The organism is Paraburkholderia sacchari, assembly GCF_000785435.2.
Taxonomy (GTDB): Bacteria; Pseudomonadota; Gammaproteobacteria; order Burkholderiales; family Burkholderiaceae; genus Paraburkholderia; species Paraburkholderia sacchari.
Genome location: NZ_JTDB02000004.1, coordinates 293200 through 318910, shown reverse-complemented (window position 1 = coordinate 318910; position 25711 = coordinate 293200). Strand labels below are relative to the sequence as shown.

Annotated in this window: 24 protein-coding genes; 11 read left to right on the top strand and 13 right to left on the bottom strand. The window is 66.0% G+C overall.

The window, feature by feature from the left end:
* Positions 1 to 5: 5 nt before the first annotated feature.
* Both NH14_RS16985 and NH14_RS16980 read right to left on the bottom strand, forming a co-directional pair.
* Positions 6 to 2234, bottom strand: coding sequence for a xanthine dehydrogenase family protein molybdopterin-binding subunit (locus NH14_RS16985; protein ID WP_035525332.1), 2229 nt, complete (start codon positions 2232 to 2234; stop codon positions 6 to 8).
* Positions 2235 to 2744 carry a (2Fe-2S)-binding protein gene (locus NH14_RS16980; protein ID WP_035525334.1) on the bottom strand — a complete coding sequence of 170 codons (510 nt, stop codon included), beginning with the start codon at positions 2742 to 2744 and terminating at the stop codon, positions 2235 to 2237.
* Positions 2745 to 2955: 211 nt separating this feature from the next.
* Between NH14_RS16980 and NH14_RS16975 the strand changes: the two genes are divergently transcribed.
* Complete coding sequence (locus NH14_RS16975; RefSeq protein WP_035525338.1) at positions 2956 to 3846, top strand: LysR substrate-binding domain-containing protein; 891 nt, start codon at positions 2956 to 2958, stop codon at positions 3844 to 3846.
* Positions 3847 to 3880: 34 nt separating this feature from the next.
* Here the strand turns inward: NH14_RS16975 and NH14_RS16970 are convergent, their stop codons facing one another.
* A complete protein-coding gene (locus NH14_RS16970; RefSeq protein ID WP_035525340.1) occupies positions 3881 to 4771 on the bottom strand; it encodes a LysR substrate-binding domain-containing protein in 891 nt (296 codons plus the stop codon).
* A gap of 209 nt (positions 4772 to 4980) precedes the next feature.
* Between NH14_RS16970 and NH14_RS16965 the strand changes: the two genes are divergently transcribed.
* Both NH14_RS16965 and NH14_RS16960 read left to right on the top strand, forming a co-directional pair.
* Positions 4981 to 6345 (top strand): nucleobase:cation symporter-2 family protein, encoded by a 1365-nt coding sequence (locus NH14_RS16965; protein WP_035525343.1) that lies wholly within the window; start codon positions 4981 to 4983, stop codon positions 6343 to 6345.
* Positions 6346 to 6426: 81 nt separating this feature from the next.
* Positions 6427 to 7821: an amidohydrolase family protein gene (locus NH14_RS16960; protein WP_407947156.1), complete on the top strand. Its 1395-nt coding sequence runs from the start codon at positions 6427 to 6429 to the stop codon at positions 7819 to 7821.
* A gap of 56 nt (positions 7822 to 7877) precedes the next feature.
* Here the strand turns inward: NH14_RS16960 and NH14_RS16955 are convergent, their stop codons facing one another.
* From NH14_RS16955 to NH14_RS16940, 4 genes are all read right to left on the bottom strand, one after another.
* Complete coding sequence (locus tag NH14_RS16955) at positions 7878 to 8822, bottom strand: MBL fold metallo-hydrolase (protein ID WP_052147969.1); 945 nt, start codon at positions 8820 to 8822, stop codon at positions 7878 to 7880.
* Between the two features lie 32 nt (positions 8823 to 8854).
* Positions 8855 to 9199, bottom strand: a complete 345-nt coding sequence (locus tag NH14_RS16950) for a zinc ribbon domain-containing protein YjdM (protein ID WP_035525349.1) — start codon at positions 9197 to 9199, stop codon at positions 8855 to 8857.
* Between the two features lie 60 nt (positions 9200 to 9259).
* A complete protein-coding gene (locus NH14_RS16945) occupies positions 9260 to 9448 on the bottom strand; it encodes a ribbon-helix-helix protein (RefSeq protein ID WP_035525351.1) in 189 nt (62 codons plus the stop codon).
* A 147-nt stretch (positions 9449 to 9595) separates the two neighbouring features.
* Positions 9596 to 10099: a hypothetical protein gene (locus NH14_RS16940; protein WP_161790839.1), complete on the bottom strand. Its 504-nt coding sequence runs from the start codon at positions 10097 to 10099 to the stop codon at positions 9596 to 9598.
* Positions 10100 to 10328: 229 nt separating this feature from the next.
* Here NH14_RS16940 and hyfB point away from each other — a divergent pair, with 229 nt between their 5' ends.
* From hyfB to NH14_RS16910, 6 genes are read left to right on the top strand one after another with little or no spacing between them, the layout of a single operon-like run.
* Positions 10329 to 12338 carry a hydrogenase 4 subunit B gene (hyfB, locus tag NH14_RS16935; protein ID WP_035525354.1) on the top strand — a complete coding sequence of 670 codons (2010 nt, stop codon included), beginning with the start codon at positions 10329 to 10331 and terminating at the stop codon, positions 12336 to 12338.
* The gene (locus NH14_RS16930) at positions 12335 to 13285 is read left to right on the top strand and encodes a respiratory chain complex I subunit 1 family protein (protein WP_035525357.1); all 951 of its coding nucleotides are present in this window, start codon (positions 12335 to 12337) and stop codon (positions 13283 to 13285) included. Before hyfB ends, NH14_RS16930 begins: the two co-directional genes overlap by 4 nt.
* On the top strand, positions 13286 to 13945 hold the full coding sequence (locus NH14_RS16925; protein WP_035525360.1) for a formate hydrogenlyase: 660 nt from the start codon (positions 13286 to 13288) through the stop codon (positions 13943 to 13945). It abuts the gene before it with no gap.
* Entirely contained in the window at positions 13938 to 15398 is a 1461-nt protein-coding gene (locus NH14_RS16920; protein ID WP_035525363.1) for a hydrogenase 4 subunit F, read from the top strand. The genes NH14_RS16925 and NH14_RS16920 overlap by 8 nt, the downstream gene beginning before the upstream one ends.
* A gap of 3 nt (positions 15399 to 15401) precedes the next feature.
* The gene (locus NH14_RS16915; RefSeq protein WP_035525364.1) at positions 15402 to 16964 is read left to right on the top strand and encodes a hydrogenase large subunit; all 1563 of its coding nucleotides are present in this window, start codon (positions 15402 to 15404) and stop codon (positions 16962 to 16964) included.
* Positions 16961 to 17479 (top strand): NADH-quinone oxidoreductase subunit B family protein, encoded by a 519-nt coding sequence (locus NH14_RS16910; RefSeq protein ID WP_035525366.1) that lies wholly within the window; start codon positions 16961 to 16963, stop codon positions 17477 to 17479. The genes NH14_RS16915 and NH14_RS16910 overlap by 4 nt, the downstream gene beginning before the upstream one ends.
* Before the next feature lie 66 nt (positions 17480 to 17545).
* Here NH14_RS16910 and NH14_RS16905 read toward each other — a convergent pair whose 3' ends face one another.
* The 6 genes from NH14_RS16905 to NH14_RS16880 all read right to left on the bottom strand — a co-directional run bounded on the left by NH14_RS16905 (position 17546) and on the right by NH14_RS16880 (position 24285).
* Positions 17546 to 19201, bottom strand: coding sequence for an FGGY-family carbohydrate kinase (locus NH14_RS16905; RefSeq protein ID WP_035525369.1), 1656 nt, complete (start codon positions 19199 to 19201; stop codon positions 17546 to 17548).
* Between the two features lie 52 nt (positions 19202 to 19253).
* On the bottom strand, positions 19254 to 19982 hold the full coding sequence (locus NH14_RS16900) for an SDR family oxidoreductase (protein ID WP_035525372.1): 729 nt from the start codon (positions 19980 to 19982) through the stop codon (positions 19254 to 19256).
* Between the two features lie 26 nt (positions 19983 to 20008).
* Positions 20009 to 21283, bottom strand: a complete 1275-nt coding sequence (locus NH14_RS16895; RefSeq protein ID WP_237179657.1) for a sugar ABC transporter permease — start codon at positions 21281 to 21283, stop codon at positions 20009 to 20011.
* Entirely contained in the window at positions 21280 to 22134 is an 855-nt protein-coding gene (locus NH14_RS16890) for an ATP-binding cassette domain-containing protein (protein WP_052147970.1), read from the bottom strand. The genes NH14_RS16895 and NH14_RS16890 overlap by 4 nt, the downstream gene beginning before the upstream one ends.
* A 62-nt stretch (positions 22135 to 22196) precedes the next feature.
* Positions 22197 to 23255, bottom strand: coding sequence for an ABC transporter substrate-binding protein (locus NH14_RS16885; RefSeq protein ID WP_035525377.1), 1059 nt, complete (start codon positions 23253 to 23255; stop codon positions 22197 to 22199).
* A gap of 151 nt (positions 23256 to 23406) precedes the next feature.
* The gene (locus tag NH14_RS16880; RefSeq protein WP_035525677.1) at positions 23407 to 24285 is read right to left on the bottom strand and encodes an AraC family transcriptional regulator; all 879 of its coding nucleotides are present in this window, start codon (positions 24283 to 24285) and stop codon (positions 23407 to 23409) included.
* 393 nt (positions 24286 to 24678) lie between these two features.
* On the opposite strand from NH14_RS16880, the gene NH14_RS16875 reads away from it, so the two are divergent.
* Both NH14_RS16875 and NH14_RS16870 read left to right on the top strand, forming a co-directional pair.
* Positions 24679 to 25185 (top strand): Xre family toxin-antitoxin system antitoxin, encoded by a 507-nt coding sequence (locus tag NH14_RS16875; protein WP_084225324.1) that lies wholly within the window; start codon positions 24679 to 24681, stop codon positions 25183 to 25185.
* Positions 25182 to 25664 carry an RES family NAD+ phosphorylase gene (locus NH14_RS16870; protein WP_035525379.1) on the top strand — a complete coding sequence of 161 codons (483 nt, stop codon included), beginning with the start codon at positions 25182 to 25184 and terminating at the stop codon, positions 25662 to 25664. Before NH14_RS16875 ends, NH14_RS16870 begins: the two co-directional genes overlap by 4 nt.
* Positions 25665 to 25711 lie beyond the last annotated feature (47 nt).

Below are 25711 nucleotides of genomic sequence, written 5' to 3'. Positions count from 1 at the left end.
TCCCACTACGCCTGCATTCGCAAATCGAACGGCGTCTCGCGCAGGCGCTTGCCCGTCAAACTGAACACCGCATTGGCAATGGCCGGCGCAACCGACGGGCCCGCCAGTTCGCCCACGCCGCCCGGCTTGCTCACGTCGCCCTGCACGATATGAATGTCGATGTCGGGCATATCGCTCATTCTCATCACGCGATACGTGTCGAAGTTGCTTTGCTGCACGCGGCCGTTGCGAATGTCGATGCGATCGCCCGTGGCATGGCCGAGCCCCCACATCAGGCCGCCATAAAGCTGCTCTTCCACGCCGCCCGGTGACACCGCAATCCCGCAATCGGTGACGCAGGTCAGCTTCTCGACCACCACGGCTTCGCCCTTGCGCTTCACGCGCGCGATCACGGCGATGTAACTGCTATAGGCCTCGTTGGTCGAGATGCCGAGGGCCGTCCCGGCCGGCAAGGCCTGTCCCCAACCCGCGCGCTTTGCCGCTTCGCGCAGCACCGCCACGTGCCGCGGCCGCTCGCGCATATGCGCGATGCGAAACTCCAGCGGGTCGCGGCGCGCGGCGTGCGCGGCCTCGTCCATGATCGACTCCACGGCGAACACGTTCGGGATATAGCTCACCGCGCGGTACCAGCCCGTGGGCACGCCCGTCTCATGACGCACCCAGCCGATGTCGCGATGCGGCGCGCTATAGGCAAACTCCCACTTGTTAATGGCCTCGGTCGTGCTGTAGTCCATGCGGTCCGCGCGGTCGAGATAGCCCGGCTCCCACTGTTCAGGCGAAGCCGGTGAGACCGCGCGCAATTCCAGCGAAGCAAGCTGCCCCTTCGAATCGACCACGGCCCGCGCGCGATGATGAGTGGCCGCATGATAGTAGAGCGCGCGCATCTCGTCCTCGCGGCTGTTCATCAGCTTGACGGGCTTGCCGGTCTTGATCGCGAGCCATGTCACTTCAAAGAGCCAGTACTTCGATTCGCGCGCGCCGAAGCTGCCGCCCGAAACCAGTTCATGCAGCGTCACGCAATTCTCAGGAATGCTACCGATAGCCTCGGCTGCCTCCCGCGCCGACGACGGCACCTGCAATCCACCCCAGTATTCGATGCCGCCGTTTCTGGCCCACGCGGTCACGTTGACCGGTTCGAGCGGATTCGCGGCCTTGTACGGCATCGAGTACGACGCTTCGATCATTTTCCCGCCCGCCGCTTTGGCGTCGCCGTTCTGTACGGTCGGCACCACGCGCGCGGCGGGGTCGCTCAGCCAGGCGGCCTGGCGCGCCGCCAGCGTGCTGCTGTCGAACGACTCGAACGGGCTGTCGTCCCATTCGATCTGCAGCGCCGCCTGGCCGCGATGCGCGGCCCAGTAGTCGTCCGCGAGCACGGCCACGCCGGCCTGATTGCCGCCGAGAACATCGGGCCGCGCGGGAATCCGCAGCACGTCGCGCACGCCCGGAATCGCGAGCGCGGCCTTCGCGTCGACACTGCGCACGCGGCCGTCGATCATGGGCGCGCGCGTGAGCACGGCCACGAGCATGCCGGGCAGCGACACGTCGATGCTGTACCCGAAGCTGCCGGTGGTCTTTTGCGCGGCATCGCGCTTCTTGCGCAGCTTGCCCACGTACTTGAACTCACCGGGCGGCTTGAGCGCGACGTCTTTCGGCGCGGGCAGCTTCGCTGCGCGCGCGGCAAGCGAGCCGTAGGTCGCGCGGCGGCCGCTTGCGGCTTCCACCACATTGCCGTTATCGGTCGTGCATGCCGAGGCCGGCACGCGCCACTGCTGCGCCGCAGCCTCGATCAACATCGCGCGCGCCGTCGCGCCCGCGCGGCGCAAGCGCTCGTATTCGAGCGAGACGCTGGTGCTGCCGCCCGTCGAAAACACCTTCCAAAGCGGATGAATGTATTGCGGAAAGAACGGATCCTCGGGCGTGATGACCTCCACGCGGAATGGATCGACGTCGAGTTCCTCGGCCACCACCGCCGCGAGCGCCGTGCGCGTGCCGGTGCCGGAATCGTGCTTGTGGACGACAAGCTTGATCGTGTCGTCGGGCAGCACGCGCACCCATGCGTTGGGCTCGAATTCGCCGTGCTGCGGATGCGGGTCGCCGCTGCTTGCCGACTCCGCTGCCGTAGCGGCATTCGCCTCGGGCAGCACGAAGCCCACCGCGAGGCCGGCGGCCAGCAACGCGGAACCCTGCTTCAGGAAGCGTCGGCGCGAGGCGCCGTGTTGATCGTCGAGGCGCATTCAGGCCTCCTTGCCGGCGTGTTCCGGCACGGGCGTCGCAATCGTGTTCAAGGTGGGATCCCCCGAAGCGGCCCGCTTGATCGCGCGATGAATGCGTCCATACGTGCCGCAGCGGCACACGTTGCCCGACATCGTCGAAACGATGGCGGCGTCGTCGGGCTTGCCGTCTTGCGCGAGCAGCGCCGCCGCCTGCATCAGTTGGCCCGACTGGCAATAGCCGCATTGCGGCACGTCTTCGGCAATCCACGCGAGTTGCAGCGGATGGCGTCCGTCGTGAGACAAGCCTTCGATAGTCGTGATGCGCCGCCCGTCCGCCGCCACCGCGGGCAACATGCACGAGCGCACCGCCGCGCCTTCCAGGTGCACCGTGCAAGCGCCGCATTGGCCCTTGCCGCAACCGAACTTCGTGCCGGTGAGCCTGAGGCGGTCGCGCAGCACCCAAAGCAAAGGCATGTCGTCCGGCACATCATCGATCGTATGCCGGGTATCGTTCACCACTATCGAAATCACGCGCTGCCTCCTACGTTATCCATGTTATTTCCGGGTTTTTTCCTGCTGGATTTTTTCCGCCGGATTTTTCCCGTATCGTTGCGGCTTCGGGACGCTCTCAAATCACTTCACGTTTTCCAGCGCGTGCCCGCAAACACGGCTGCATTATTGAAAGCCGCCGCGCGCGAAGCCAGCGATCATTTCGTCGATCCTCTGTTAGCCGGACTAACACATGCTCAAGCGCTACCCCTCGATCCAGTCGATGCAGGCCTTTCTGCAAGCGGCAAAAGTCGGCAGTTTTTCGAGCGCTGCGCGCCAGCTCTCGCTCACGCACAGCGCGATCAGCCAACAGATTCGCTCGCTCGAAGATTTCATCGGCCAGCCGCTGTTCGCGCGCGTGGGCGGGCGCATCGCGCTCACCGACGCGGGCACGCTGTTCGCCAATCAGCTTTCGGCGGGGCTCGAGCAAATCGACCGCGCGATCTCGACCGTCAAGGGCCGGCCCGCCGGGCCGTCCATCACGCTCGACGTCGACCCCGAGCTGATGCAGGGATGGTTTCCCTCGCGCTTGCCCGCGATCGTGGATGCGCTAGACGGCGTTTCGCTGACCGTGCTGTCCGCATCGCGCTACGACCGCTTCGCGTTCGAGCATGTCGATCTCGCGCTGCGCTACGGGTATGGGGAATGGGAAGGCGTGGACAGCACGCTGGTGTGCCACGACCGGCTCGCGGCCATGGCCTCGCCCGCGCTGCTCGAGCGCCACGGCCTCACGCTGCCGCTCACGCCCGAGCAGGTGCTGACGCTGCCGCTGCTCGGCTACACCAAGCGTTCGTGGATTCCATGGCTGGAAGAGTCCGGCCTGCCGGGCGTGGAACCCGACAGCATCGCGGTGCTGGACAACGCGGCGGGGCTGGTGGCCGCGTTGGGCTCGGGCATGGGCGCGGGGCTCGCGCGCGGCCTGCTCGCCGCCGATGCGCGCCGCGAAGGGCGCATTGTGGCGCTCAACGAGGTGGAGCTGCCCACCCACTACAACCTCTACGCGCTCTGGCCGCGCGAGCGCGCGGCACTCGTGGCGCCGCTGGTGAAGGTGATCGGCGAGCTGGTGGCGCGCACGCTCGCGTGAGTTTCGTCCATCCGCAAGGTTTGCGGATCGCCCCTCAACGCTCCATCGCGGCGGCCACTTCGCGCACCGTGTCGAGAAATGCGTGCAGCACGGGCGAGGTGTCGTCGGCGCGGTAGCGCGCGTGCAGCGAAACGTCGAGATCGCTCTGGGCGAGCTTCACGAACACCACGCCGCCCGTTGAGATCTGCTGGGCCGAGGTCGGCAGCAGCGCCACGCCCAACCCTTCCCTCACGAGCGAAAGCAGCGTATGCACCTCCACCACCTCGTGCACGATCTGGGGCGTGAAACGCGCCTTCACGCAAGCGTCCTGGAGCGCGCGCGCAAGCTGCGACTGGCGCAAGCCAAACGAAATGAAGCGCTCGTGCGCGAGCTCGCCAAGGGCGATCTGCTTGCGCGCGGCCAGCGGATGATCGGCCGGCAGCACGGCCATGGCCGTATCGCGGCCAATCGCTTCGCAGCGAATCGCGGGATCGTCCTGGTACAGACGAAAAAAGCACACGTCGAGCCGCTTCTCCTTGAGCGCCCCAATCTGCTCCACGGGCGTCATTTCGTTGAGCGTCCAGCGCACCTGCGGATGGCGGCTCGCGAACACGCCAAGCGCGCGCGGAATGGGCGCGACCATGGCCGAGCTGATGATGCCCACCGCGAGATTGCCCATTTCGCCGCGGCCCGCGCAGCGCGTGAGATCGATCGCGCGCTCGAACTGCGCGAAGATCAGCGGCACCTGCTTGCTCAGTGTTTTCCCTGCCTCGGTCAGTTCGACGCGATGTTGCGAGCGGATGAACAGCGCCGTGCCCAACTCCTCCTCAAGCAGCCGGATCTGCTGGCTCAGCGGCGGCTGGGAAATGTGCAGGCGCGCGGCCGCGCGGCCGAAATGGAGTTCGTCGGCAAGCGCCGCGAAGTAACGCAAGAGACGCAAATCCATGGGGGTCCATATCGCAAACGTATCAAGGTCGAAGGGAAAAAATATTGTACAGAGCGATTTCGTCTTGTGAAACTTGGTCGCAAGCTGCACCCGTTTCTCTCCTGGAGAAACCGCGGCCCGATCAGTTTATTGCAATCGCAGCATGACTAGAAGTCCGAATTAACTGGCCGGCACGGAATCGGCCGGAAACGAAAATCAGGAGACACGTCATGAACACCGCCGCACATCCCGTCGATAGAATTCTCCCCTGGCGCCAGATGCTCACACTCGGCATGCAGCATATGCTGGTGGCCTATATCGGCGCGATCGCCGTGCCGTTGATCGTCGCTTCGGCGCTCAAAATGTCGCCCGCCGACACCACGGTGCTCATCAGCACCGCGCTGTTCTGTTCCGGCATCTCGACGATCTTTCAAACCGTCGGCGCCTGGAAGCTCGGCGTGAAGCTGCCGATCCTGCAAGGCGTGGCGTTCAGCAGCGTCGGCCCCGTGATCGCGATTGGCCTCACGCCCGGCATCGGCTTCACGGGCGTGTGCGGCGCGGTGATCGGCGCGGGCCTGTTCACGGCGTTCGCCGCGCCGCTGGTCGGCCGGCTGCGGCGCTTCTTCCCGCCTGTGGTGACGGGCTGCATCGTCACCGTGATCGGCTTGCAGCTCTTTCCGGTTGCGTATCAATGGGTGGGCGGCGGCGGCAACGTCGACAAAGACGCATTCGGCTCGCTCCCGTTTCTCGGCGTCACGCTGCTGGTCGCCACGGTGATCCTTCTGATCAACCGCTTCGGCTCGCCGTTCGTGCGCAATCTTTCGGTGCTGATCGGGCTCGTCGTGGGCACCGGGCTCGCCGTCGCGCTCGGCATGGGCCATTACGCCAACGTTGCCGCCACGCCGTGGTTCACGCTGCCCATGCCGTTCTACTTCGGCACGCCCCAATTTTCGATTGTGCCCATCGCCACCATGGCTGTCGTGATGATCGTGCAGATGGTCGAATCGATGGGCCTGTTCGTGGCGATCGGCGACATCGTCGACAAGGAAGTGAGCGAGGAAGACGTCGTGCGCGGCCTGCGCGCCAATGGCGTGGCCAGCGCGATTGCCGGCATGTTCGCCGCGTTCCCGTTCATCGCCTTCATGGAAAACGTGGGCCTTGTGATTCTGACCGGCGTGCGCAGCCGCTGGATCGTGGCGACGAGCGGCGTGCTGATGTGCGCAGTCGCGCTCGTGCCCAAGGTTGGCGCCATCGTGGCGGCCACGCCCTCGGCGGCGCTCGGCGGTGCAGGCATCGCCATGTTCGGCGTGGTGGTGGCCGCGGGCGTGCAAACGCTCGCGAAGGTGGACTTCGAGAACAATCGCTACAACGTGCTGATCGTGGGCTTCACGATTGCCACGGCGCTGATCCCGGTGATGACTCCGCAGGTGTTCGCCCATATGCCCGCATGGACGCAGCCCTTCCTGCACAGCGGCGTCGTGCTTGCCTGCCTCGTTTCTGTCGTGCTCAACGCCGTGCTGAACGGCGTGCGCCCCGCCGAACGCATTCAGGACGAGCACGCCAATGCCGCTTGCGCAACCATGGTGCGTGACTGATTTCGACTAACACTCACCGGCTCGCGCGAGCGCTACCCATGCTCGCGCAGCGCTTCCCAATACACATAATAAGGATGCCTGATCGTGAACCCAACAACGCCGCCGAACCAGTCGATTCTGATCCGCAACCCCGCCGCCGTCATGAGCGGCCGCCCCGGTGAGCAGGCCCGTCTCGGCCAGGTCGATCTGCGGATCGCCAACGGCCGGATCGAATCGATCGCGTCCAATCTCACGCCGCTTGCCGGCGAACGCGTAATCGATGCGCGCGACTGCGTCGTCTACCCGGGCTGGGTCAACACCCATCATCACCTGTTCCAGAACCTGCTCAAGGCCGTGCCTTCGGGCATCAACGCCGATCTTCAGGACTGGCTCGCCGCCGTGCCGTATCCGCGTCTAGCGCGCTTCACGCCCGAACTCGCGCGCACGGCGGCGCGGCTCGGCATGGCCGAGATGCTGCTGTCGGGCGTGACCACCTGCGCCGATCATCACTACCTGTATCACGCGCACGGCACCACGGAAACGGGCGACCTGCTATTCGAGGAAGCCGCCGCATTCGGCCTGCGCTTCGTGCTGTGCCGGGGCGGCGCGCTGCAATCGGCGGGCGATCACCCGGGCTTTTCGAAGACCGTGCTGCACCCGGAAACGCTCGACCAGATGCTCGCCGATATCGAGCGCCTCAAAGCGCGCTATCACGATGGCAGCGCGGCCTCGATGCGCCGTGTGGTGGTCGCGCCCACCACGCCCACTTTCTCGTTGCCGCCCGAACTGCTTCCGGAGCTTGCGCGCGCCGCGCGCGGGCTGGGTCTGCGCATGCATACGCACCTTTCGGAAACCACGCGCTATGTGGACTTCTGCCGCGAGCGCTTCGGCAAGCTGCCGGTCGAGTTCGTGGCCGAACACGACTGGCTCGGTCCCGACGTGTGGTTCGCGCACCTCGTGCATCTCGAAGCCAGCGAGATTGCGATGCTGGCCGAATCCGGCTCGGGGGTCTCGCATTGCCCGGTCAGCAACGCGCGCCTCGGCAGCGGCATCGCCCCAGCGCCGCGCATGGCCGCTGCGGGCATGCCGGTGTCGCTGGCCGTCGACGGCGTGGCGTCCAACGAATCGGGCAGCATGACTCACGAGGCGAACTTCGCGTGGCTCGTGCACCGCGCCGCGCATGGTGCGGCGGCAACCACGGTGGAAGAAGTCGTCCATTGGGGCACAGCCGGCGGCGCGCGCGTGCTCGGGCTCGACGCGGTGGGCACGCTCGCGCCGGGCCAGGCCGCCGACCTCGTGCTCTACGACCTCAACGCGCTGCGCTTCGACGGATTCCACGACCTCGCGGTCGCCCCCGTTGCGGCGGGCGAACCGGTGCGCGTGCATCACAGCATCGTCAATGGCCGCGTGGTGGTGGAGAACGGCGAGATTCCGGGCCTGGATCTCGAGGCGCTGCGCCGCGATGCTGCACAGGGCGTGCGGGAACTGCTGGATTGAGCTGGGGATGGGGCGGGTGCAAGCGTCAGGCGCTTGCGCTCGCCTGTTTCATGGATTCAGGATCCAGGCCGGTAAACGCCTTCCTCGTCCACCACGACCCGCCCATCGGCCACCATCTCGACCAGATGCTGCGAAATCGTCCGCGTCTCGGCGGACACCACCCAGGGCCCCTCATAGCCCAGCGGATAGAGCAGCCGCTGCTCGACCAGTTGCTCCAGCGTCTTCGGCGATTCCTTGAGCCACGCCAGCAGGCGCTGTTCGCGCTCGTCGAGCTTGGCGCCGAACGCCGCGAGATCGCGCAAGAAGTGTTCGCGGTCGGTGTACACGCCACGATGATGCGACGTGACCCACACCTTCGCCGGAATATCGGCGAGCCGCGCAATGCTGCGGCGAAAATCGCGCAGGCTCGAACTGCCGTCTCCGTAGTAAGGCCCAAAACCCGTCAGGTCGATGTCGCCTGTAAAGGCCACGCCCTCGGGTTCGACCAGCAGGACGCAGTGGCCAGCGGTATGGCCAGGCAGATGAAATGCGCGAATGCGCGACTGACCGAGATCCCAGCACGCGCCATCCACATAGCCCTGCGCGTCCGGACGCGGCGCATAGAAGAAGTCGCGCTGGAGCATGGCCAGCAACGCCGGTGCGTCCTTCGCATCAGTGCCATACGCGGCGAACATGCCAGCCGAACTGCGAATCGCCGGCAAATCGGCTTCGTGCACGTGGACAGCGGCGCGGGGAATGCGATGCAGGCCAGCCATGTGGTCTTCGTGAACGTGCCCCATGACCACCAGTTCGGTCGCCTCGAATTCGGCGCCTATGTGGTTGGAGACGAGCGGCGTGTCAAAAGCCGCGCGCGTGTCCGAGCCGCGAATGAGCACCTGATTGCCATCGGGGTACTTGCCGCTCTTCGCGCCAAACAGCACGGAAACGCGGCCGAAGTCGGCGCGCGCGACGGATGCGTGATGAGCTGCGGGTGAAGCGAAACTGCCGGGAGTCTGGTCCATGTCGATCCGCCTCTTGCCCGCCTCTCTTTCAATCAAGCCTTCTTGACGAATTCCGATTTCAGGCTCATTGCGCCAAAACCGTCCACCTTGCAGTCGATGTCGTGATCGCTATCGACGAGGCGAATGTTCTTCACCTTGGTGCCCATCTTGATCACGCCGCCACCGCCCTTCAGTTTCAGGTCCTTGATGACGGTGACGGTATCGCCGTCCTGCAGGATATTGCCCGCCGAATCGCGATACACCTTGCCCGCGGGCTCGGCCGCGGCGGCCTCGGCATGCGCGGCCCATTCGTGGCCGCATTCCGGGCAGATATAGACGGCGCCGTCTTCATAGGTGAATTCGGAATTGCATTGCGGGCACGGCGGTAATGCGGTCATGTTCAACTCTCAAGCCTGTTTAAAGCGGGTTATTACGTAGTCGGCAGGCGACGCCGGCATTCACCGGCGCACGCGTGTGCCGACGGTACTCTGCGTCTTGTAGGTCACGCCATGCTGCGCGAGGTATTCGCGAATCAATTGGCGGACCACTTGCGAGGGCGTCAAATCCTGTGCCGAGCACAGCTCTTCAAATGCCGCCTTCTTTGCGGGGTCGATCAGAATCGTCAGTCGGGCGCTCTTGGTTTCCATCACGCGGGTCTTGGGAGTCCAGATATGTTAATCAAATTATAATCGAATCCGGACACCGTTAGTGGATTGTGGCAGGCTCGGGGGCCTGCTCCCGGGTTGACCGGATCGTAGCGCTCGGGATTTCCGGCCCGGGTTTGCCCCCAGCGCTCACGCGCTATCCGCCAGTACGCCAGCCAGAAACTCACCGAGCCGCGAGTCCCAGTCCGTTTCCCGCGCGTCGATCTCCAGCGTTTCGACGCAGGCCATATGCCGGTCGAAGCGCATGACGCTGTGCCGCTGAGGCGGCAGCGTGTCGCCGAAGAACAGGCCCGCCTCGTCCAACAATAGGCAAGGCTTGTTCCGGTAGCGGGCTGCCATTACCGAAAGCGCGTCCTGGACATGCCGCGCCGATTGCGCCGGATACACGAACACGAGATTCACGCCGGCTGCGTCGAGCCGCTCGCTCAATGCCGCAAAACGATGCAGCAACTGGAACCCGCGACCGCCAGCCCGGCCCACGCCCACGGCAACGAGCCCGTGTTCGCCGCCCGCGTCGCGCAAGCGTACCCGTTTGCTTTCATGGGTCAGCAATGAAACATCCACTTCAAACATGCGCCTGCTCTCCTGCAACGCCCCACCCGATCCATCCGGGTGTAATAGCATGTTAATCATCTTAACATCTCATTTAAACGTGCGTCAGGTCGCACCAAGGGCATCCCGGCACCCTCTGGAAACGCAAAATCGATTCTGATAGCATGTTAATGTTGTTAACATGCGGTGTTAACAACATGCATTCCAGCGTGCGATTGAAGCTGCGACTCAGCCCGGCGCTTCGCCCCGAGAGCCGCATGACGCCCAGCGCCCACCCAAGACTCGCCCAGCCCAGTGGAGACCCGGCTAGATGGAATCTCGTATCGTGATCCAGCTCGCGCTCTGCATCGTGGCGGGCTGGCTGGCGATCGGGTGCGCGGGGCTCGCGTATGCGCGCCGCACGCGCGTGGTCGCGCATGGCCTCTTTCCCGCCGGCGCGCTGCTTGGCGTGCTGCTGTTCGGGCTGGGCGTCTACGCCATGCACGGGCCGGCGCAAACGTTCGTGCTGCCTATTGGACTAGCGGGTTTGCCGTTCCACGAGCGCATCGACGCGCTTTCGGCCTACTTTCTCGCCGTACTCGGCCTCGTGAGCGCTGGCGTGAGCGCGTTCTCGTCGGGTTATTTCCGCAAGGGCGAAGGCACGCCGCCGGGCCTGCTGTGCTTCGAGTACCACGTGTGCCTCGCGAGCCTCGCGCTCGTGCTGCTCGCCAACGACGCGTACGGCTTCCTTGTCGCGTGGGAAATGCTGACGATCTCCGCCACCTTCCTCGTCATGAGCAATCACCGCATCGCCGAGATTCGCGGCGCGGCGTTTCTCTACTTCCTGATCTCGCACGCCGGTGCGCTGGCGTTGCTGATTTCGTTCGGATTGCTACAGGCTGGCACGGGCGACTATACCTTCGACGCCATGCGCGCGCAGCACCTCACGCCGCTGCTGGCGTCGGTGGCCTTCCTGCTCGCGCTGGCCGGATTCGGCGCGAAAGCCGGCATTTTTCCGCTCCACGTCTGGCTACCCGAGGCGCATCCCGCCGCGCCCTCGCCGGTTTCGGCACTCATGAGCGGCTTCGTGCTGAAGGCCGGCCTCTACGGCATGCTGCGCACGGTTTTCGACCTGCTGCATATGCAAATCGCCTGGTGGGGCGTGCTGATGCTCGCGCTCGGCCTCTTCACTGCGCTTTTGGGCGTGGTGTTCAGCGCGATCCAGTCGGACATGAAGCGGCTGCTCGCCTGGTCGTCGATCGAGAATATCGGCCTGATGTTCGTGAGCCTCGGGCTCGCGGTGCTGTTTCGCGCGTTCGGCATGAACGGGCTTGCGGCGCTGGCCATGACGGCGCTGCTCTATCAGATCGCAAGCCATGCGGCGTTCAAGAGCCTCTTGTTCGTCGGCACCGGCGCGGTGCTGCACGCTACGGGCGAGCGCAATCTCGGCCGTCTCGGCGGCCTGATTCACCGCATGCCCTGGACCGCCTGGGCCGCGCTCGTCGGCGCACTCGCGAGCGCCGGCTTGCCGCCGCTTTCCGGCTTCGTATCCGAGTGGCTGCTGCTGCAAAGCTTTCTGTTCACGCCCGGGCTGCCGAACGCGTTCCTCAACATGGCGATACCGCTCATAGCCGCGCTGATCGCGCTGGTCGCCGCGCTCGCGGGCTACACCATGGTCAAGTTCTTCGGCATCGTATTTCTCGGGCAGCCGCGCGAAGCGTCGTTGGCCCGCGCGCGCGACGCCGGCCGCTGGGAGCGCGTGGGCTTCGGCTGGTTCGTCGCGGCCTGCGTACTGCTCGGCCTCATGCCGGTGCAGATGGTGCGCGCGCTCACGCCTGTCGTGCGGCAGCTCGCAGGCGCCGATCTCGGCGCGGCAATGCAGGCGGGCGGCTGGCTGCTGCTCGCGCCCACGGGCGTCGAGCGCGCGAGCTACATGCCCGCCGTTTTCCTCGCGTTTTTCGTGGGCTGTTGCGCGCTCGCTTATCTGCTTGTGCGCCGCTTCTATCACGGGCGACTGCGCCGCGCGGCGCCATGGGCGTGCGGCAACCCGTTCGTGACCGCGCGCATGCAGGACTCGGCCGAAGGCTTCGGCCAGCCGATCCGCGAGATCTTCGCGCCGCTGTTGCGCATCGAGCGCAGCGTGCCGTCTCCGTTCGATGCGCAGCCAACTTACCGCGTCACGGCCTCGGACCGCACGTGGGCCTGGATCTATGCGCCGCTCGCGCGCGGCCTGCACTGGATGGGCGCGCTCGCGGGACGATTGCAGGCGGGCCGCATCGCGGTCTATCTCACGTGCAGCTTTCTCGCGCTCATTACCTTGCTGATTCTGGTGCGCCGATGATCACGCTATCCGGAGCGCTCTCGCAAGGGCTCGAAATTCTCGTGGCGCTGGCCGCCGCGCCGCTGCTCTCGGGCTGGATCGGCATCTGCCGGGCGCGGCTCCAGGGCAAACGCGGGCCGAGCCTGTGGCAGCCGTACCGCACGCTGCACAAACTCTTCAACAAAGAGTCGGTGGTGGCGCTGCACGCGAGCCCGATCACGCGCCTCGCGCCTTATGTCGTGCTTGGCTGCATGACGCTGGCGTGCGCGATCGTGCCCACGCTCTCGACCGATCTGCCGCTTTCGCCGGCGGCCGACGCCATCGCGCTCGTAGGCCTGTTCGCCCTCGCGCGCGTGACGATCTCGCTCGCCGCCATGGACACCGGCACGGCATTCGGCACGCTCGGCGCGCGGCGCGAGATGCTGGTGGGTTTTCTCGCCGAGCCCGCGCTGCTCATGGTGCTGTTTTCCGCCTCGCTGATCACGCAGTCGACCGGCCTCACGCGCATCGTCGCCACGCTGAGCCACGGCCAGCTCGCGATCTATCCGAGCCTCGCGTTCGCGGGCATCGCGTTTGCCATGGTTTCGCTCGCGGAAAATGCGCGCCTGCCCGTCGACAATCCTGCCACGCACCTCGAACTCACGATGATCCACGAGGCGCTGATCCTCGAATACTCGGGCCGCCATCTTGCGCTGATCGAATGGGCCGCGAGCCTGAAGCTGTTCGCCTATTCGTGCATCGGCCTCGCGCTATTCGTGCCGTGGGGCATCGCCGAAACGGGCAACCCGCTCGCGCTGCTGCTGGCCGTGCCCGCGCTGTTCGTCAAGCTGCTGGTAGGCGGCGCGCTGCTCGCGCTCGTGGAAACGCTCAACGCGAAAATGCGGCTCTTTCGCGTGCCCGAGTTTCTCGCCACGGCTTACCTGCTCGCCGTGATCGGCATGCTGGTCCACTTCCTGCTGGGGGCCTGAATGCACGCGCTCGCCACGCAGATCATCAACTTTCTCGCCGCGATCCTGCTGCTCATCTCGTTCGCGATGCTGAGCCAGCGGCGCATTCTCGCGCTGATCCATCTCTACACGCTGCAGGGCGTCACGCTAGTGCTGGCCAATCTCGTGCTCGGCTATGTAACCGCAGACACGCACCTCTATATCTCCGCGGCGCTCACGCTCGTGCTCAAGGTGGGGCTGATTCCATGGCTCCTCTATCGCATGGTGCGGCGCCTGAACATCACGAGCGACGTGGAGCCGCTCATCAACATTCCCGCCACGCTGCTCACGGGCATCGTGCTCGTGGTGGTGGCCTTCAACGTGGCGCTGCCGGTCACGCAGTTCGCCGCGTCGGTGGCGCGCGGCACGCTCGGCATCGCGCTCGCGTGCGTGCTGCTCTCGTTCATGATGATGATCACGCGCGCGAAGGCCGTGCCGCAGGTGATTGCGTTTCTCTCGATGGAGAACGGGCTCTTTTTCGCGGCGGCGGCCGCCACCAACGGCATGCCGATGATCGTCGAACTCGGCGTCGGGCTCGACGTGCTCGTGGGCATGCTGATCCTCGGCGTGTTCATGTTCCAGATTCGCGAGCAGTTCGATAGCCTCGACATTCACCGCCTGGAAGAACGCAAAGATGAGTAGTGCCTGGATCCTCGCGGCGGTGCTCGGCCTGCCGCTCCTCGCCGCTGCGAGCCTCGCGCTCGTGGGCGCGCGCCGTCTCGCGCCGGACCTGAACGCGGCCTTCAGCCTGCTCACGCTCGCCGCCGCCCTCTGGCTCGCGCAGCGCACCCTGACGCAAGGCGCGTCGTTCGCGTTCGGCCATGCGTTTCATGTCGATTCGCTCAACGCGTTTCTCGTCGCGCTCACCGCGCTGGTCGGCTGGACCACGGCGCTCTTTTCGAAGCCGTATATGCGCGTCGAGCGCGACCGCGGCCGCATGAGCGCGAACCGCACGCGGCTTTATCACGCCATGTACCAGCTGTTCGTCTTCGCGATGCTGCTCGCGCTCCTGACCAACAACATGGGCGTCCTGTGGGTCGCGATGGAAGCGGCGACGCTCGCAGCCGTGCTGCTGGTGGCGGTCTATCGCACGGCGGCCAGTCTCGACGCCGCATGGAAGTACTTCATCCTCTGCGGCGTGGGCATTGCGCAGGCGCTGTTCGGCACGATCCTGCTGTACCTCGCTGCGAGCCGCGTGCTGGGCGGCGACGACGCACTGCTGCTCACGAGCCTGAACGCCGCGAAGGCGAGCCTCGACCCCGCCATCGTGTCGCTCGCGTTCGTATTCTTGCTGATCGGCTATGGCACCAAGGTCGGCCTCGTGCCGATGCACAACTGGCTGCCCGACGCGCACGCCGAAGGCCCGACGCCGATCTCCGCCGTGCTCTCGGGCCTGCTGCTCAACGTGGCGCTTTACGCGGTGCTCCGCTGCAAGGTGCTCGCCGACGGCGCGCTCCAGAACGGTTTGCCCGGACACCTGCTCGTGGGCTTCGGCCTCGTTTCCGTGCTGCTCGCCACGTTCTCGCTGTTCAGGCAGACCGACGCCAAGCGCCTGTACTCGTTCTCGTCGATCGAACACATGGGCATGATGACGTTCGCGTTCGGCCTGGGCGGCCCCGTGGCGACGTTCGCGGGCCTGCTGCACATGAGCGCGCACGCGCTGATCAAATCGGCGATTTTTTTCAGCGTCGGCCATGCCGCGCAGAAGACCGGCACCCAGGCCATCGTTGGCATTCGCGGCCTCGTGCGCACGAGCCCCGTGATCGGCTGGGGCATGGTGCTGGGCACGATGGCGATTCTCGGCATGCCGCCGTTCGGCGTATTCGCGAGCGAATTCCTGATTCTCACCACGGCGCTGCAAGCGCTGCCGTGGACCGTGCCCTTGCTGATGCTCGCGCTCGTCGTGGCCTTCGCAGTCATTTTCCGGCGCATGCAGGGCATGGCATTCGGCGAATCGACGGCGCGGCGGCTCGAATACCGCCCGGCGCTGCTGCCGGTGTTCGTTCATCTGGGCATCGGGCTCATGCTCGGGCTCTACATTCCGCCCTGGCTCGCGGCGTGGTATCGCGCAGCGGGGGCAGTACTCGCAGGTTGATCGATGCGCATCGATACACTCCACTCGCGCGGGCTCATGCGCCTCGCCACTTTCGCTGATGCGCCGGCCGCGCTCGTCGCGCAAGTCGATGCCGCCGCATGGCTAAGCATTGCCGCCGAAGTCGCCGCAAGCGGCGCTCGCCTGATCTCGATCTGGGGCGACGAGAGCCGCGACGGCACGCTCTCCGTCAACGCCGCCTATGCCGTCGAAGACGGCCTGTTATGGGTCCGGCTGACCGTCGGCAATGCGTCGTCGGAGGCCGCCGTGTACCCCGACATTTCGGCGCTGTTTCCGTGCGCGGTGCGCATGCAGCGCGCCGTCCACGACCTGACCGGCCTGCGCGCCCACGGCGCCAGCGACGTGCGCCCGTGGCTCAATCACGGCAACTGGCCCGCCGACTATTTCCCGCTGAGCCAATCGGCATCGGGCACGGAGCGCTTCGAATCGAACGAGGCCGACTACGCCTTCACGCGCGTCGAGGGCGAAGGCGTGCACGAGATCGCGGTGGGGCCGATCCACGCGGGCACCATCGAGCCCGGGCACTTCCGCTTCTCCGTGGTCGGCGAAAAAGTGCTGCGGCTCGAAGAGCGGCTCGGCTACGCGCATCGCGGCATCGAGCGCCTGTTCGAGCGCACGCCCGCGCTTGCAGGCCATCGCGTGGCGGCCCGCATTGCCGGTGACAGCAGCGTCGCGTTTGCATGGGCGTATTGCATGGCGCTCGAGCGCGCGCTCGGCACGATGATTCCGGCACGCGCGCAATGGCTGCGCGCGCTGCTGCAGGAGCGCGAGCGCGTCGCCAATCATCTCGGCGACCTGGGCGCGCTCGGCAACGACGCCGGATTCGCACTCGGACTCGCGCAGTTCTCGCGCATGAAAGAGGACTGGCTGCGCCTGAACGAGCGCGCATTCGGCCACCGTTATCTATTCGATGCGATCGCGCCCGGCGGCGTGGCGCGCGATCTCGACGCGCAACAGGCCAGCGCGATCGTCGCGCAGTGCGAGCAGATCGAACGCGAAGTTCACGCGATGCGGCGCATCTATGACGATCACGCCGGATTGCAGGACCGTTTCGCGAGAACCGGCACGCTCACGGCCGCCGTAGCGGCGCGGCTCGGCGTATGCGGCCTCGCCGCGCGGGCGAGCGGATCGACGATGGACTTGCGCGTGGACCACGGCCCCACGCCGTACCGCGAAATCGGCGCCCGCCACGCCAGCGACGAGCGCGGCGACGTGGCCGCCCGCGTGGCGCTGCGCTTTCGCGAGGTGGACGAATCGCTAGGGCAGATTCGCGCGATCGTCGCGGGCCTGCCGTCCGGCGGCGTTGCCGTCCAGCCCCGCGCCAGCCGCACGCCCTCGTTCGGCGCGGGCTGGATCGAAGGCTGGCGCGGCGAGGTGTTCGTCGCGCTGGAAACCGCCGAAGACGGCATGCTGGCCCGCTGCCACTGTCATGACCCGTCGTGGCAGAACTGGCCCGCTATCGAAGTGGCGATCATCGGCAATATCGTGGCCGACTTCCCGCTGATCAACAAATCGTTCAACCTCTGTTACGCGGGGCACGACCTGTGACGTGGCAACTTCTCAAGCGGATCGCCAGCACCCGCGCGCCCGCACTATCGCTGCCGGAAGGCGGCGACGACTGGCGCACGGAGGCCCAGCAACTGCATCAGCAGATTCTCGACGTGCTCGGCCGCGCGCTGTGCATCCGGCAAATCGATGCGGGCTCGTGCAACGGCTGCGAGCTGGAGATTCACGCGCTCGGCAACCCGTACTACAACATCGAGGGGTTGGGGATTCGCTTCGTGGCGAGCCCGCGCCACGCCGACATGCTGCTGGTGACGGGCCCGCTCGCGCTGAACATGCGCGAGGCGGTGCGGCTCGCGTATGAGGCCACGCCCGCGCCCAAGCTGGTTGTGGCAGCCGGCGAGTGCGCCTGCACTGGCGGCATCTTTAAGGATAGCTATGCAGTTTGCGGCGCGCTTTCGCAGCTCATTCCCGTGGATGTGAGCATTCCAGGGTGCCCGCCTTCCCCACTCGATCTCATGAGAGGCATTCTCGCGGCGCTGCGGGCGGCGGGAAAGTGACGATACCGGCAAGACCGAAGGGCGGCGTGGACGCCGCGCACCGCGAACCACCCATGAAGCAACCGATCAGGCCGGCGTCTGGCGAATGGCCCTCGCCACGTCCTGCAACTGCCTGAACGCCGCATATCGGGCGTCATGCAGCGCGGCAATCTCGCCGCTAGCGGGCGCGTGGATCGTGCCGATCCGCGACATGCGCGACATCGCCTGTTGCAGGTCGTCGAACCGGCCGGCCGCCACCGCGCCCAGCATGGCGGCGCCCAGCAGCACGGGCTCCTCCGCCTCGGTCACGAGCACCGGCGTGGCGGTCGCGTCGGCCAGCAACTGGCGCACCAGCCCCAGGCGCCCCGCGCCGCCGCTAATCACGATGCGCTCGACCGGCGCGCCCGCCGCCGCCTGCACGTCGATGATCTGGCGCAGGCCATAACCGATGCTGCAGACGCCCGCCACATAAAGCGCGACGAGACTCTCCAGGTCCGTCTCCATGCCCAGGCCCGCGATGACCGCCCTTGCGTGCGGGTCGGCGAACGGCGCGCGATTGCCGAGGAATTCGGGCACCACATGGAGTTCGCGGGCGAGCTTCACCGCCTCCGAAAGCGAGTCGGACGCCTGCACCGCCAGCCCCGCGAGCATGGCTGGCAGCGACTGGCCGGCCTGCACCGCGCGATCTTGCATCTCATGCGCCAACGGATGCATGCCGATGAGCCGCTCGATGGCCGCGCCGCTGACCGATTGCCCGCCTTCGTTCAGCCACGTCTGCGGCACCATCGCCGAAAAATACGGCCCCCACACGCCGGGCACGAAGACCGGCTCGCGCGTGGTGGTCATCGTGCACGACGAGGTGCCGAACACGTAGCCAAGACAGGCCTCTGGCGCGCCATCGGCGCCCACCGTGCCGATACCGCCCGCGTGCGCGTCGATCACGCCGGCGGCCACCGGCGTCCCCGCCAGCAGACCGAGTTCGGCGGCGGCTTGCGGCGTCAGCCCGCTCCCGAGCGAGGTCCCCGGTTCGACCACACGCTGGCCGATGCGCGCGAATCCCTCGTCGGCGAGCACGCCCAGCCCCACCGTGCGGAAGTAGCTCTCGTCCCAGCGCTGCTCGTGCGCGAGATAGGTCCACTTGCAGGTAACGGTGCAGGTAGAGCGCGCCAGATCGCCGCTCGCGCACCACGTGAGGAAATCGGTCAGGTCGAAGAACTGCCACGCGGCATCGAACACATGCGGGCGATGCTCGAGCAGCCACAGCAGCTTCGGGGTCTCCATTTCCGGCGAGATCGTGCCGCCGACGAAGCGCAGCACCTCATGGCGCGTCGCGTTGATGCGCTGCGCCTGATCGACGGCCCGATGGTCCATCCACACGATGATGTCGCGCTCGGCGTCTTCCGTGGGCCCGACGGGCAACGGCCGCCCGCCCTCGCCCAGCACGACCAGCGAGCAGGTTGCATCGAAGCCGATGCCGGCGATAGCGTCCGGCGCGAGCGCAGCCGCCGCCAGCGCATCACGCACGGCGCGGCAGACGGCGCGCCAGATCTCCGTGCTCGACTGCTCGACGATCGAGCCGCTCGAATGAAACACGGTGATGTCGTGCTTCGCTGACGCGGCCATGACGCCGTTCGCATCGAAAACGCCGGCGCGCGCGCTGCCCGTGCCCACGTCCACGCCGATCACATAGCGCGCGCCACGCGCCGCGCCTGATGCCGCACTCTCGAGGTTCGCTGAGGTCATTGCAGTGAGTCTGTCCGATGAGGTGAGATAGCGCTGAAGCGAGCGAGGCCGCTCAGAGATCCACGCTGTTGGGCAGGATCACGAGATCGCGGATGGTCACATTGCGCGGCCGGGTCAGCATGAAGACGACCGCATCGGCGACTTCCTTCGGCTGCATCAGGCTGCCTGAGGCCAGCGCTTCCTCCATCTTGGCCTTCGGCCAGTCGTCGAGCAGCGCCGTGACGACCGGGCCTGGCGCGACCGCCCCCACCCGCACGCCATATTTGGCGACCTGGCGGCGCGTGGTATGCACGAAGGCCTGCACGGCGAATTTGGACGCCGTATAGATGGGCTCCCACACGACCGGCACGATGCCCGCGATCGAACTCGTGAACAGGATGTCGCCCGAGCGCTGGGCGACCAGGTGCGGCAGCACCGCATGAACGCTGCGAAACGCCGCGTTGATGTTCAGGTTCAGCATACGGTCCCATTCGTCGGGGTTGCCGCTCACCACCTCGCCGCCGATATAGGCGCCCGCGTTCGCGTGAAAGATGTCGAGTCCGCCGCCCAACTGGAGGATCTTCGGCAGCATGCCCGACACCTCGGCACCCTGCAGCAGATCCACCTGCAGCGGCAGCGCGTTCGGCCCCAATTCCGCACAGCAGGCATCGAGCCGGTCCTTCGCGCGGTCGATCAGCACGACCTTCGCGCCCTCCCCGACCAGTGCGCGGGCGCACTCGAAGCCGATACCCGAAGCCGCGCCCGTGATGGCGGCCACTTTCCCCTTCATGGATTCAGACATGAACGACTCTCCAGTTAGGCGTGCGATTACGCGCGGCCGTGCGTGACACGCGAGCGGCGCGCCAGCGAGTCGACGATCACCGCGATGGCGAGCACCGCGCCGGTAATCATGAAACGCAGCGACGAAGACAGATTGAGGAGCGTGAGACCGCTGGCGATCGACTGGATCACGATGATCCCGAGCACCGCGGACCACGCGCTGCCGCGCCCGCCGAACAGGCTCGTGCCGCCGATCACGGCCGCCGCGATGGCGTTGAGGTTGACGTCGCCGGTGCCGGCCTGCTGGCTCGCCGAAGCGAGGCGCGCCGCCGTGAGCACGCCGCCGAGCGCCGCCAGCGACGCGCACAGCACGAAGGCGCTCGTATAGATGCGCCGTACGTTGATGCCGGCGCGCCGCGCGGCCTCGCGATTGCCACCCACGGCGTTCATCGAGCGCCCCCAGCGCGTGCGCGTGAGCGCGTAGTTCATCGCGATGGTGAGCCCGAGAAACACGCCGAACATCAGCGGCACGCCGCGTCCCTGGTCGAGATAGGACACCACGAGTTCGAGAAACAGCGTCATGAGCGCCGCGCGCATGAGCAGGCCGCTCACCGAAGGAGCCGACAGACGGGCCGCGCGGCGGCGTTCGCGCGTGCGCAGTCCGAGCACCACCATCGCGAGCCCCGGCAACAGCGCCAGCGCATGCGAGACAACGGCTGGAATAATCATCAGTTGCCCGAAATTCACCATGGTCGAACCATAGGGCAAGTTGATCGAGCCATCCGAGCCGAGCACGTAGAGTTGCATGCCGAGTATCGCCAGCAGCCCGGCAAGCGTCGAGACGAAGCTTGGCATACCCAGGCGATTCAGCAGCAGCGCGTAGAGCGCGCCGATCACGCCGCCAATGACGATCGCCGCGGCAATGGCCAGCCACACCGGCCAGCCCCCATTGACCCACAGCAGCCCCAGCAGCGCCGAAGCGAAACCGCTCATCGACCCCACCGAAAGGTCGATCTCGCCCACCAGCAGCACACAGACGATGCCAAGCGAAATGACGCCAACCGTCGAGCAATCGAACAGCAGATTCACGAGGTTGTTGGCGGACAGGAAAACCGGGTTCAGGCTCGTGAACACCGTCCAGATGATGATGAGGCCAACGATGACCGGCAGCGACCCGAGGTCGCCCGAGCGGATCCGGTCGACGAAAGCCGAGAGGCTTTCGCCCACGCCGCTCGCGTGCTTCACGCGCACATCGCTGCGGTCGAGCAGCGGGGGAGGCGGCGTAGCGCCCTGCGTTTCCTTGCTCATGATCGTTCCTTTCATTGAGCGTTCTGCTCGGGGTTCTGCTTTGCGTCGTGCCTGGCGTCCTGCTGCGCGGCCCGCCGTCCGGCGCGGCGCGACACCGCGTTTTCGGTTGCGCCCGTAATGGCAGCGACCAGTTCCGCATTCGAGGAGTCAGGATAGAAGACGCCGTTGTTGCGGCCGAGGCGCAACACGACAATGCGATCCGCCACGGCGCGCACATCCTCCATGTTGTGGCTGATCATGATGACCGCGTGGCCGCGCTCGCGTACGCGCTCGATCAGGTTCAGCACCTCGGCCGTCTGGGCCACGCCGAGCGCGGCAGTGGGCTCGTCGAGCATGATCAGCTTCGGATCGAGCAACAGCGAACGCGCGATCGCCACCGTCTGGCGCTGGCCGCCGGAGAGCGAGGCCACCACGTCGCGCACATCGGGAATGCGCGCCGACAGTTCGTTGAGCAGCGTCCACGCGCGCACTTCCATCTGCACTTCATCGAGCCGCATCGGGTTCAACTCGCGGCCCAGAAAAATATTGGCGACGACATCGAGGTTCTCGCACAGCGCGAGGTCCTGAAACACCGTCGCAATGCCGAGGTCGAGCGCCGTGGCCGGGTCGGTCAGCGTGACCGGCTGGCCGCGGAACGTGATCGTGCCCGCGCTCGGTTGATGAACGCCGGCCAGCACCTTCACGAGCGTCGATTTGCCGGCGCCGTTGTCGCCCACGAGGGCCACCACTTCGCCTGCGTGGACGTCGAGTTCGATGTCGGTGAGCGCGGAAACCGCGCCGAAGTGCTTCGAGATGCCGCGCAGACTCAGCACGAGTTCGCCCTGCGCCGCACGGGATGCGGAATTCTCGATCATGGTCTCAGTCATGAACTTGCCTGCTCTCTGTAAATCCCGGGGGCGCGGCGGCCGCCGCGCCCCCATATCGCTAATCAATTCGCGATGCCAAGCTTCCTGCAGCCGTCCGCGTAGCGCCCGGCACACAGGTCCTTCGCGGTCGTGAAGCCCTTGTCGACCACCTCGGCCTTGAGGTTCTTCGCGGTGATGACGGCCGGCTTGAAAAGCTGCGACGGCGTGTTGAAGAGCGTCGTTTCGCCCTTGGGCTTCTCGCCCGAGAGGAAGCCCACGGCAATCTTGGCCGCGGCGGCCGCGACGATCTCGCTCGGCTTGAGAATCGTGTTGTACTGGTCGCCCGCCACGATCAGCTGCAGGCCCGCGAGCGTTGCGTCATTGCCGGTCACGGGCGGCACGGGATTGACGCCGGCCGCCTTGAACGCGGCGATGGTGCCGCCCGCCGTGCCGTCGTTGGCGGCGACAACGCCGACTATTTGCGAGCCAAAGCGCGTGATCTGCCCGCTCACCCACTGCTGGGCCTTGGGCGGCGCCCATTCCGGCGTGTCGTATTCGGACAGCGTCTTGTAGCCGCTGCCTTCCAGCCCTTCGTGAATGCCCTTCTTGATCAGGCCCGCCGCCGCGTCGGTGGGCGAGCCGTTGACTTCGAGCACGCCGCCCTTGCCGCCCGCCACGCCCGCGCCCTTCAGGTGCTGCACGAGCGATTGCGCAATCGACTTGCCGATCTCCTCGTTGTCGAACGAGACGTAATAGTCGGCGGACGTGGACGGCACCGGACGATCGTAGGCAATCACCTTGATGCCCTGGCTTTGCGCCATATGCACCAGCGAAGCCGCCGCCGTCGAGTCGACCGGATCGAGCACGATCACCTTCGCGCCCTGCGCGATCACCGAATTGAACTGTTGCTGCTGGGTCGAGGCATCGGCATTCGCGTTCTGGTACAGCACCTTGCAGCCGGCGCAGAGCTTCGCCATTTCCGCCTTGAAGCCGGGGAAATCGTGCTGCTCATAGCGCGTCGACGCGTGGTCGGGCATCAGGAACGCCACCGTGCCGCTGGGCGCGGCGAAGGACACGGTCGCACTGGCCAGCGCCAGGCCAGACAGTGCGGCGCCAATCAGATGGGTCGAGAGTCGGGTCATTGCTTGTCTCCATGATTTTTGACATAGGCCGGTGCAGCGCCGGTGGACCACCGGTAAAGCTTCCTCACGCCGGGCAGGCCGGCTCGGCGCGACGGTACGGACGAGGCGCGAAAAGTGCGCGAGGACGGCAAAGCGCACGTCCGGTCGGTCATCAGGCGGCGCTGGCAACGTTCAGCCGCTGCCACGAGCGCCAGCGCGACGGCGACATCCCCTTGATCAGCAGGAACTGCCGGTTGAAATTCGAGAGGTTGTTGAAGCCGACCCGATAGCAGATATCGGTGATGCTCAACTCGTCGGACAGCAGCAGCTGGCACGCGAGATCGATACGCAGCTGGTTCACGTACTGCACGAACGGCACGCCCGTGTGCCGGCGGAAATAGCGCGAGAATGCGCTGACACTCTGCCCCGCGAGCGCGGCCAGATCGGTTTCGCGCAGTTCCTGCGAGAGGTTCTTGCCGATGAACGTCAGCACGTGATTGATGCGCGAACCGGCATAGCGCGCCGGGTCGGCGCGATACGCGGCGCTCGCGAGCTTTTGCGGCTCGGCGCTGCGCAGCAGCTGATCGAACAGCGCGATGAACAGCATGACGCGGCGCAGCCCTTGCGCGCCCACCATCTCGCGCAGGATCGGCTCGACTGCCGCGCCGGTCTCCGGTGAAAACAGCAGGCCGCCGCGCGATGCGTCGAGCAGCGGCTCCACGCGCCGGAGTTCCGGAAATGCATCGAAGGTGCGCGCCATGAACGCGGTATCGAACTGCAGGACGAGGCAACGTTCGTCGACGCGCTCGCCTTGCGGCACGCTGCTGACCCAGTTATGCGGCAGGTTCGGACCCACCATCACGAGATTGCCCGGCGCGAAGTTGCCGATGTGATCGCCGACGAAGTACTTGCCCGTCGTGGCCGTGATGAGGTGGATCTCGTACTCGGGATGGAAATGCCAGCGCACCGTGCGATAAGGATAGCCATGGGCCCAAACCTTGAACGACTCGGCGGCCGGAACCGCGACCAGTTCCAGATCGGGCTGGCCCATCCCGGGCTGGCTCATCGCTGGCTGGCCCGCATCCCGGTGTGTCATCGCATCCTGCCTGGATAGCATGTGTCTTCCTCCTGCGACGGTCCGTTCTTTGTTGTTTGGCTAAGGGAATCGATGAACGCCCGCCATGCCTGAAAATTACCCGTCCCCATACCGATCGGCTACTAAAAATAAGACGCCGGACTGATACTTTTTTGCGTAAGGGAAACCCCGTACCGGAGCCGATGTCAATTTTTGTGCAACGCAGCGATATGGGGTCGGGGCCGGGACAGCCGGTTAGAGGACTCTCCGAGGACTCTTTAGCGGACTCTCAAATGAGAGTACCTTGACCTCCGTTCAAGAGAATTCTAAAATGATAGCAATGGCATTCCCATCTGGGAGAATCGCATCATGACTCTGAATCAATCCTCTGGCCGTCCGGCGGCTGCGCGCCCGGCCGCCACGCATGCCCGCAAGTCGCTGGTCGCCTCGGGCCGCTCCAGCGCCCGCCATGACGACATCGAAACGTTCCTCGTCAGATTCGATCCGCTCGAACAGCGCCGGCAGATCCGCGAAGGAATGGAAGCAGCCATCATCGAGCGCGTGGCGAAGAACCTGCTGCACATACCCGTCCAGACGCTGCTCGCGCATCTCAATCTGCCGAGTTCGACCATCTTGCGCAAGATGGCGCGCGAGGAGCGTCTGTCGCCGGCCGAGTCGGATCGCGTCGCACGCGTGCTGTACGTGCGTCAACTCGCTATGGAAGTGTTCGAGGATGCGGCGCTGGCCGCCGAGTGGATGCAGCGATCGAACGCCGAACTGGGCGGGCTCTGCCCGCTAGAAGTGCTCGATTCGCAGCCGGGTTACGACCGCGTGCGCGAAATTCTGCTGCGCGTCATCCACGGCGTATCTGCATGAGGCTTTACCGCCTCGCAAAAGAAAGGCGTGGGTACTACCGCGCCGACGACCTGAGCGGCAATGGCGCGGCGCTCGCCGGCGGCCGCTGGAACCCGCGCGGCATGCGGGTGCTCTACACCTGCTGCCACGCATCGACCGCGCTGCTCGAAGCGCTCGTGCACATGGCGGGCTTGTTGCCGGCCAGCGGCTATTTCCTGGTGACGCTGGAGGTGCCGGACCCGGTCTACGCCAACGCGTTCGTGCCTGAGCTGCCGCAAGGCTGGGCGGACCTGACGCAGGACCCCGCGCAAACAAGAGCGCTCGGCCGGCAATGGCTCGAAGCGGGCGAGCAGCTTGCGATGCGGGTGCCGTCGGTCGTCTGTCCAAGCGATTTCAATCTGCTGCTGAACCCGATGCATCCGGAAATGGAAAGCGTCAAGGTCATCAGCACCGAACCCTTTACGCTGGATCCACGCCTGTTCGGCCGGACGACGCGATGAAGCCGGTGTCGATGGCCGGATCGCCCGATCGCCCGATCGCCGGCTCA

Bases quoted from the DNA above. Each gene is read 5' to 3' on its own strand.
- NH14_RS16985 (WP_035525332.1), bottom strand. From the start codon at position 2,234: ATGCGCCTCGACGATCAACACGGCGCCTCGCGCCGACGCTTCCTGAAG.
- NH14_RS16975 (WP_035525338.1), top strand. From the start codon at position 2,956: ATGCTCAAGCGCTACCCCTCGATCCAGTCGATGCAGGCCTTTCTGCAA.
- NH14_RS16970 (WP_035525340.1), bottom strand. From the start codon at position 4,771: ATGGATTTGCGTCTCTTGCGTTACTTCGCGGCGCTTGCCGACGAACTC.
- NH14_RS16965 (WP_035525343.1), top strand. From the start codon at position 4,981: ATGAACACCGCCGCACATCCCGTCGATAGAATTCTCCCCTGGCGCCAG.
- NH14_RS16955 (WP_052147969.1), bottom strand. From the start codon at position 8,822: ATGGACCAGACTCCCGGCAGTTTCGCTTCACCCGCAGCTCATCACGCA.
- NH14_RS16950 (WP_035525349.1), bottom strand. From the start codon at position 9,199: ATGACCGCATTACCGCCGTGCCCGCAATGCAATTCCGAATTCACCTAT.
- NH14_RS16945 (WP_035525351.1), bottom strand. From the start codon at position 9,448: ATGGAAACCAAGAGCGCCCGACTGACGATTCTGATCGACCCCGCAAAG.
- NH14_RS16940 (WP_161790839.1), bottom strand. From the start codon at position 10,099: ATGATTAACATGCTATTACACCCGGATGGATCGGGTGGGGCGTTGCAG.
- hyfB (WP_035525354.1), top strand. From the start codon at position 10,329: ATGGAATCTCGTATCGTGATCCAGCTCGCGCTCTGCATCGTGGCGGGC.
- NH14_RS16930 (WP_035525357.1), top strand. From the start codon at position 12,335: ATGATCACGCTATCCGGAGCGCTCTCGCAAGGGCTCGAAATTCTCGTG.
- NH14_RS16925 (WP_035525360.1), top strand. From the start codon at position 13,286: ATGCACGCGCTCGCCACGCAGATCATCAACTTTCTCGCCGCGATCCTG.
- NH14_RS16920 (WP_035525363.1), top strand. From the start codon at position 13,938: ATGAGTAGTGCCTGGATCCTCGCGGCGGTGCTCGGCCTGCCGCTCCTC.
- NH14_RS16915 (WP_035525364.1), top strand. From the start codon at position 15,402: ATGCGCATCGATACACTCCACTCGCGCGGGCTCATGCGCCTCGCCACT.
- NH14_RS16905 (WP_035525369.1), bottom strand. From the start codon at position 19,201: ATGACCTCAGCGAACCTCGAGAGTGCGGCATCAGGCGCGGCGCGTGGC.
- NH14_RS16900 (WP_035525372.1), bottom strand. From the start codon at position 19,982: ATGTCTGAATCCATGAAGGGGAAAGTGGCCGCCATCACGGGCGCGGCT.
- NH14_RS16895 (WP_237179657.1), bottom strand. From the start codon at position 21,283: ATGAAAGGAACGATCATGAGCAAGGAAACGCAGGGCGCTACGCCGCCT.
- NH14_RS16890 (WP_052147970.1), bottom strand. From the start codon at position 22,134: ATGACTGAGACCATGATCGAGAATTCCGCATCCCGTGCGGCGCAGGGC.
- NH14_RS16885 (WP_035525377.1), bottom strand. From the start codon at position 23,255: ATGACCCGACTCTCGACCCATCTGATTGGCGCCGCACTGTCTGGCCTG.
- NH14_RS16880 (WP_035525677.1), bottom strand. From the start codon at position 24,285: ATGGGCCAGCCCGATCTGGAACTGGTCGCGGTTCCGGCCGCCGAGTCG.
- NH14_RS16875 (WP_084225324.1), top strand. From the start codon at position 24,679: ATGACTCTGAATCAATCCTCTGGCCGTCCGGCGGCTGCGCGCCCGGCC.
- NH14_RS16870 (WP_035525379.1), top strand. From the start codon at position 25,182: ATGAGGCTTTACCGCCTCGCAAAAGAAAGGCGTGGGTACTACCGCGCC.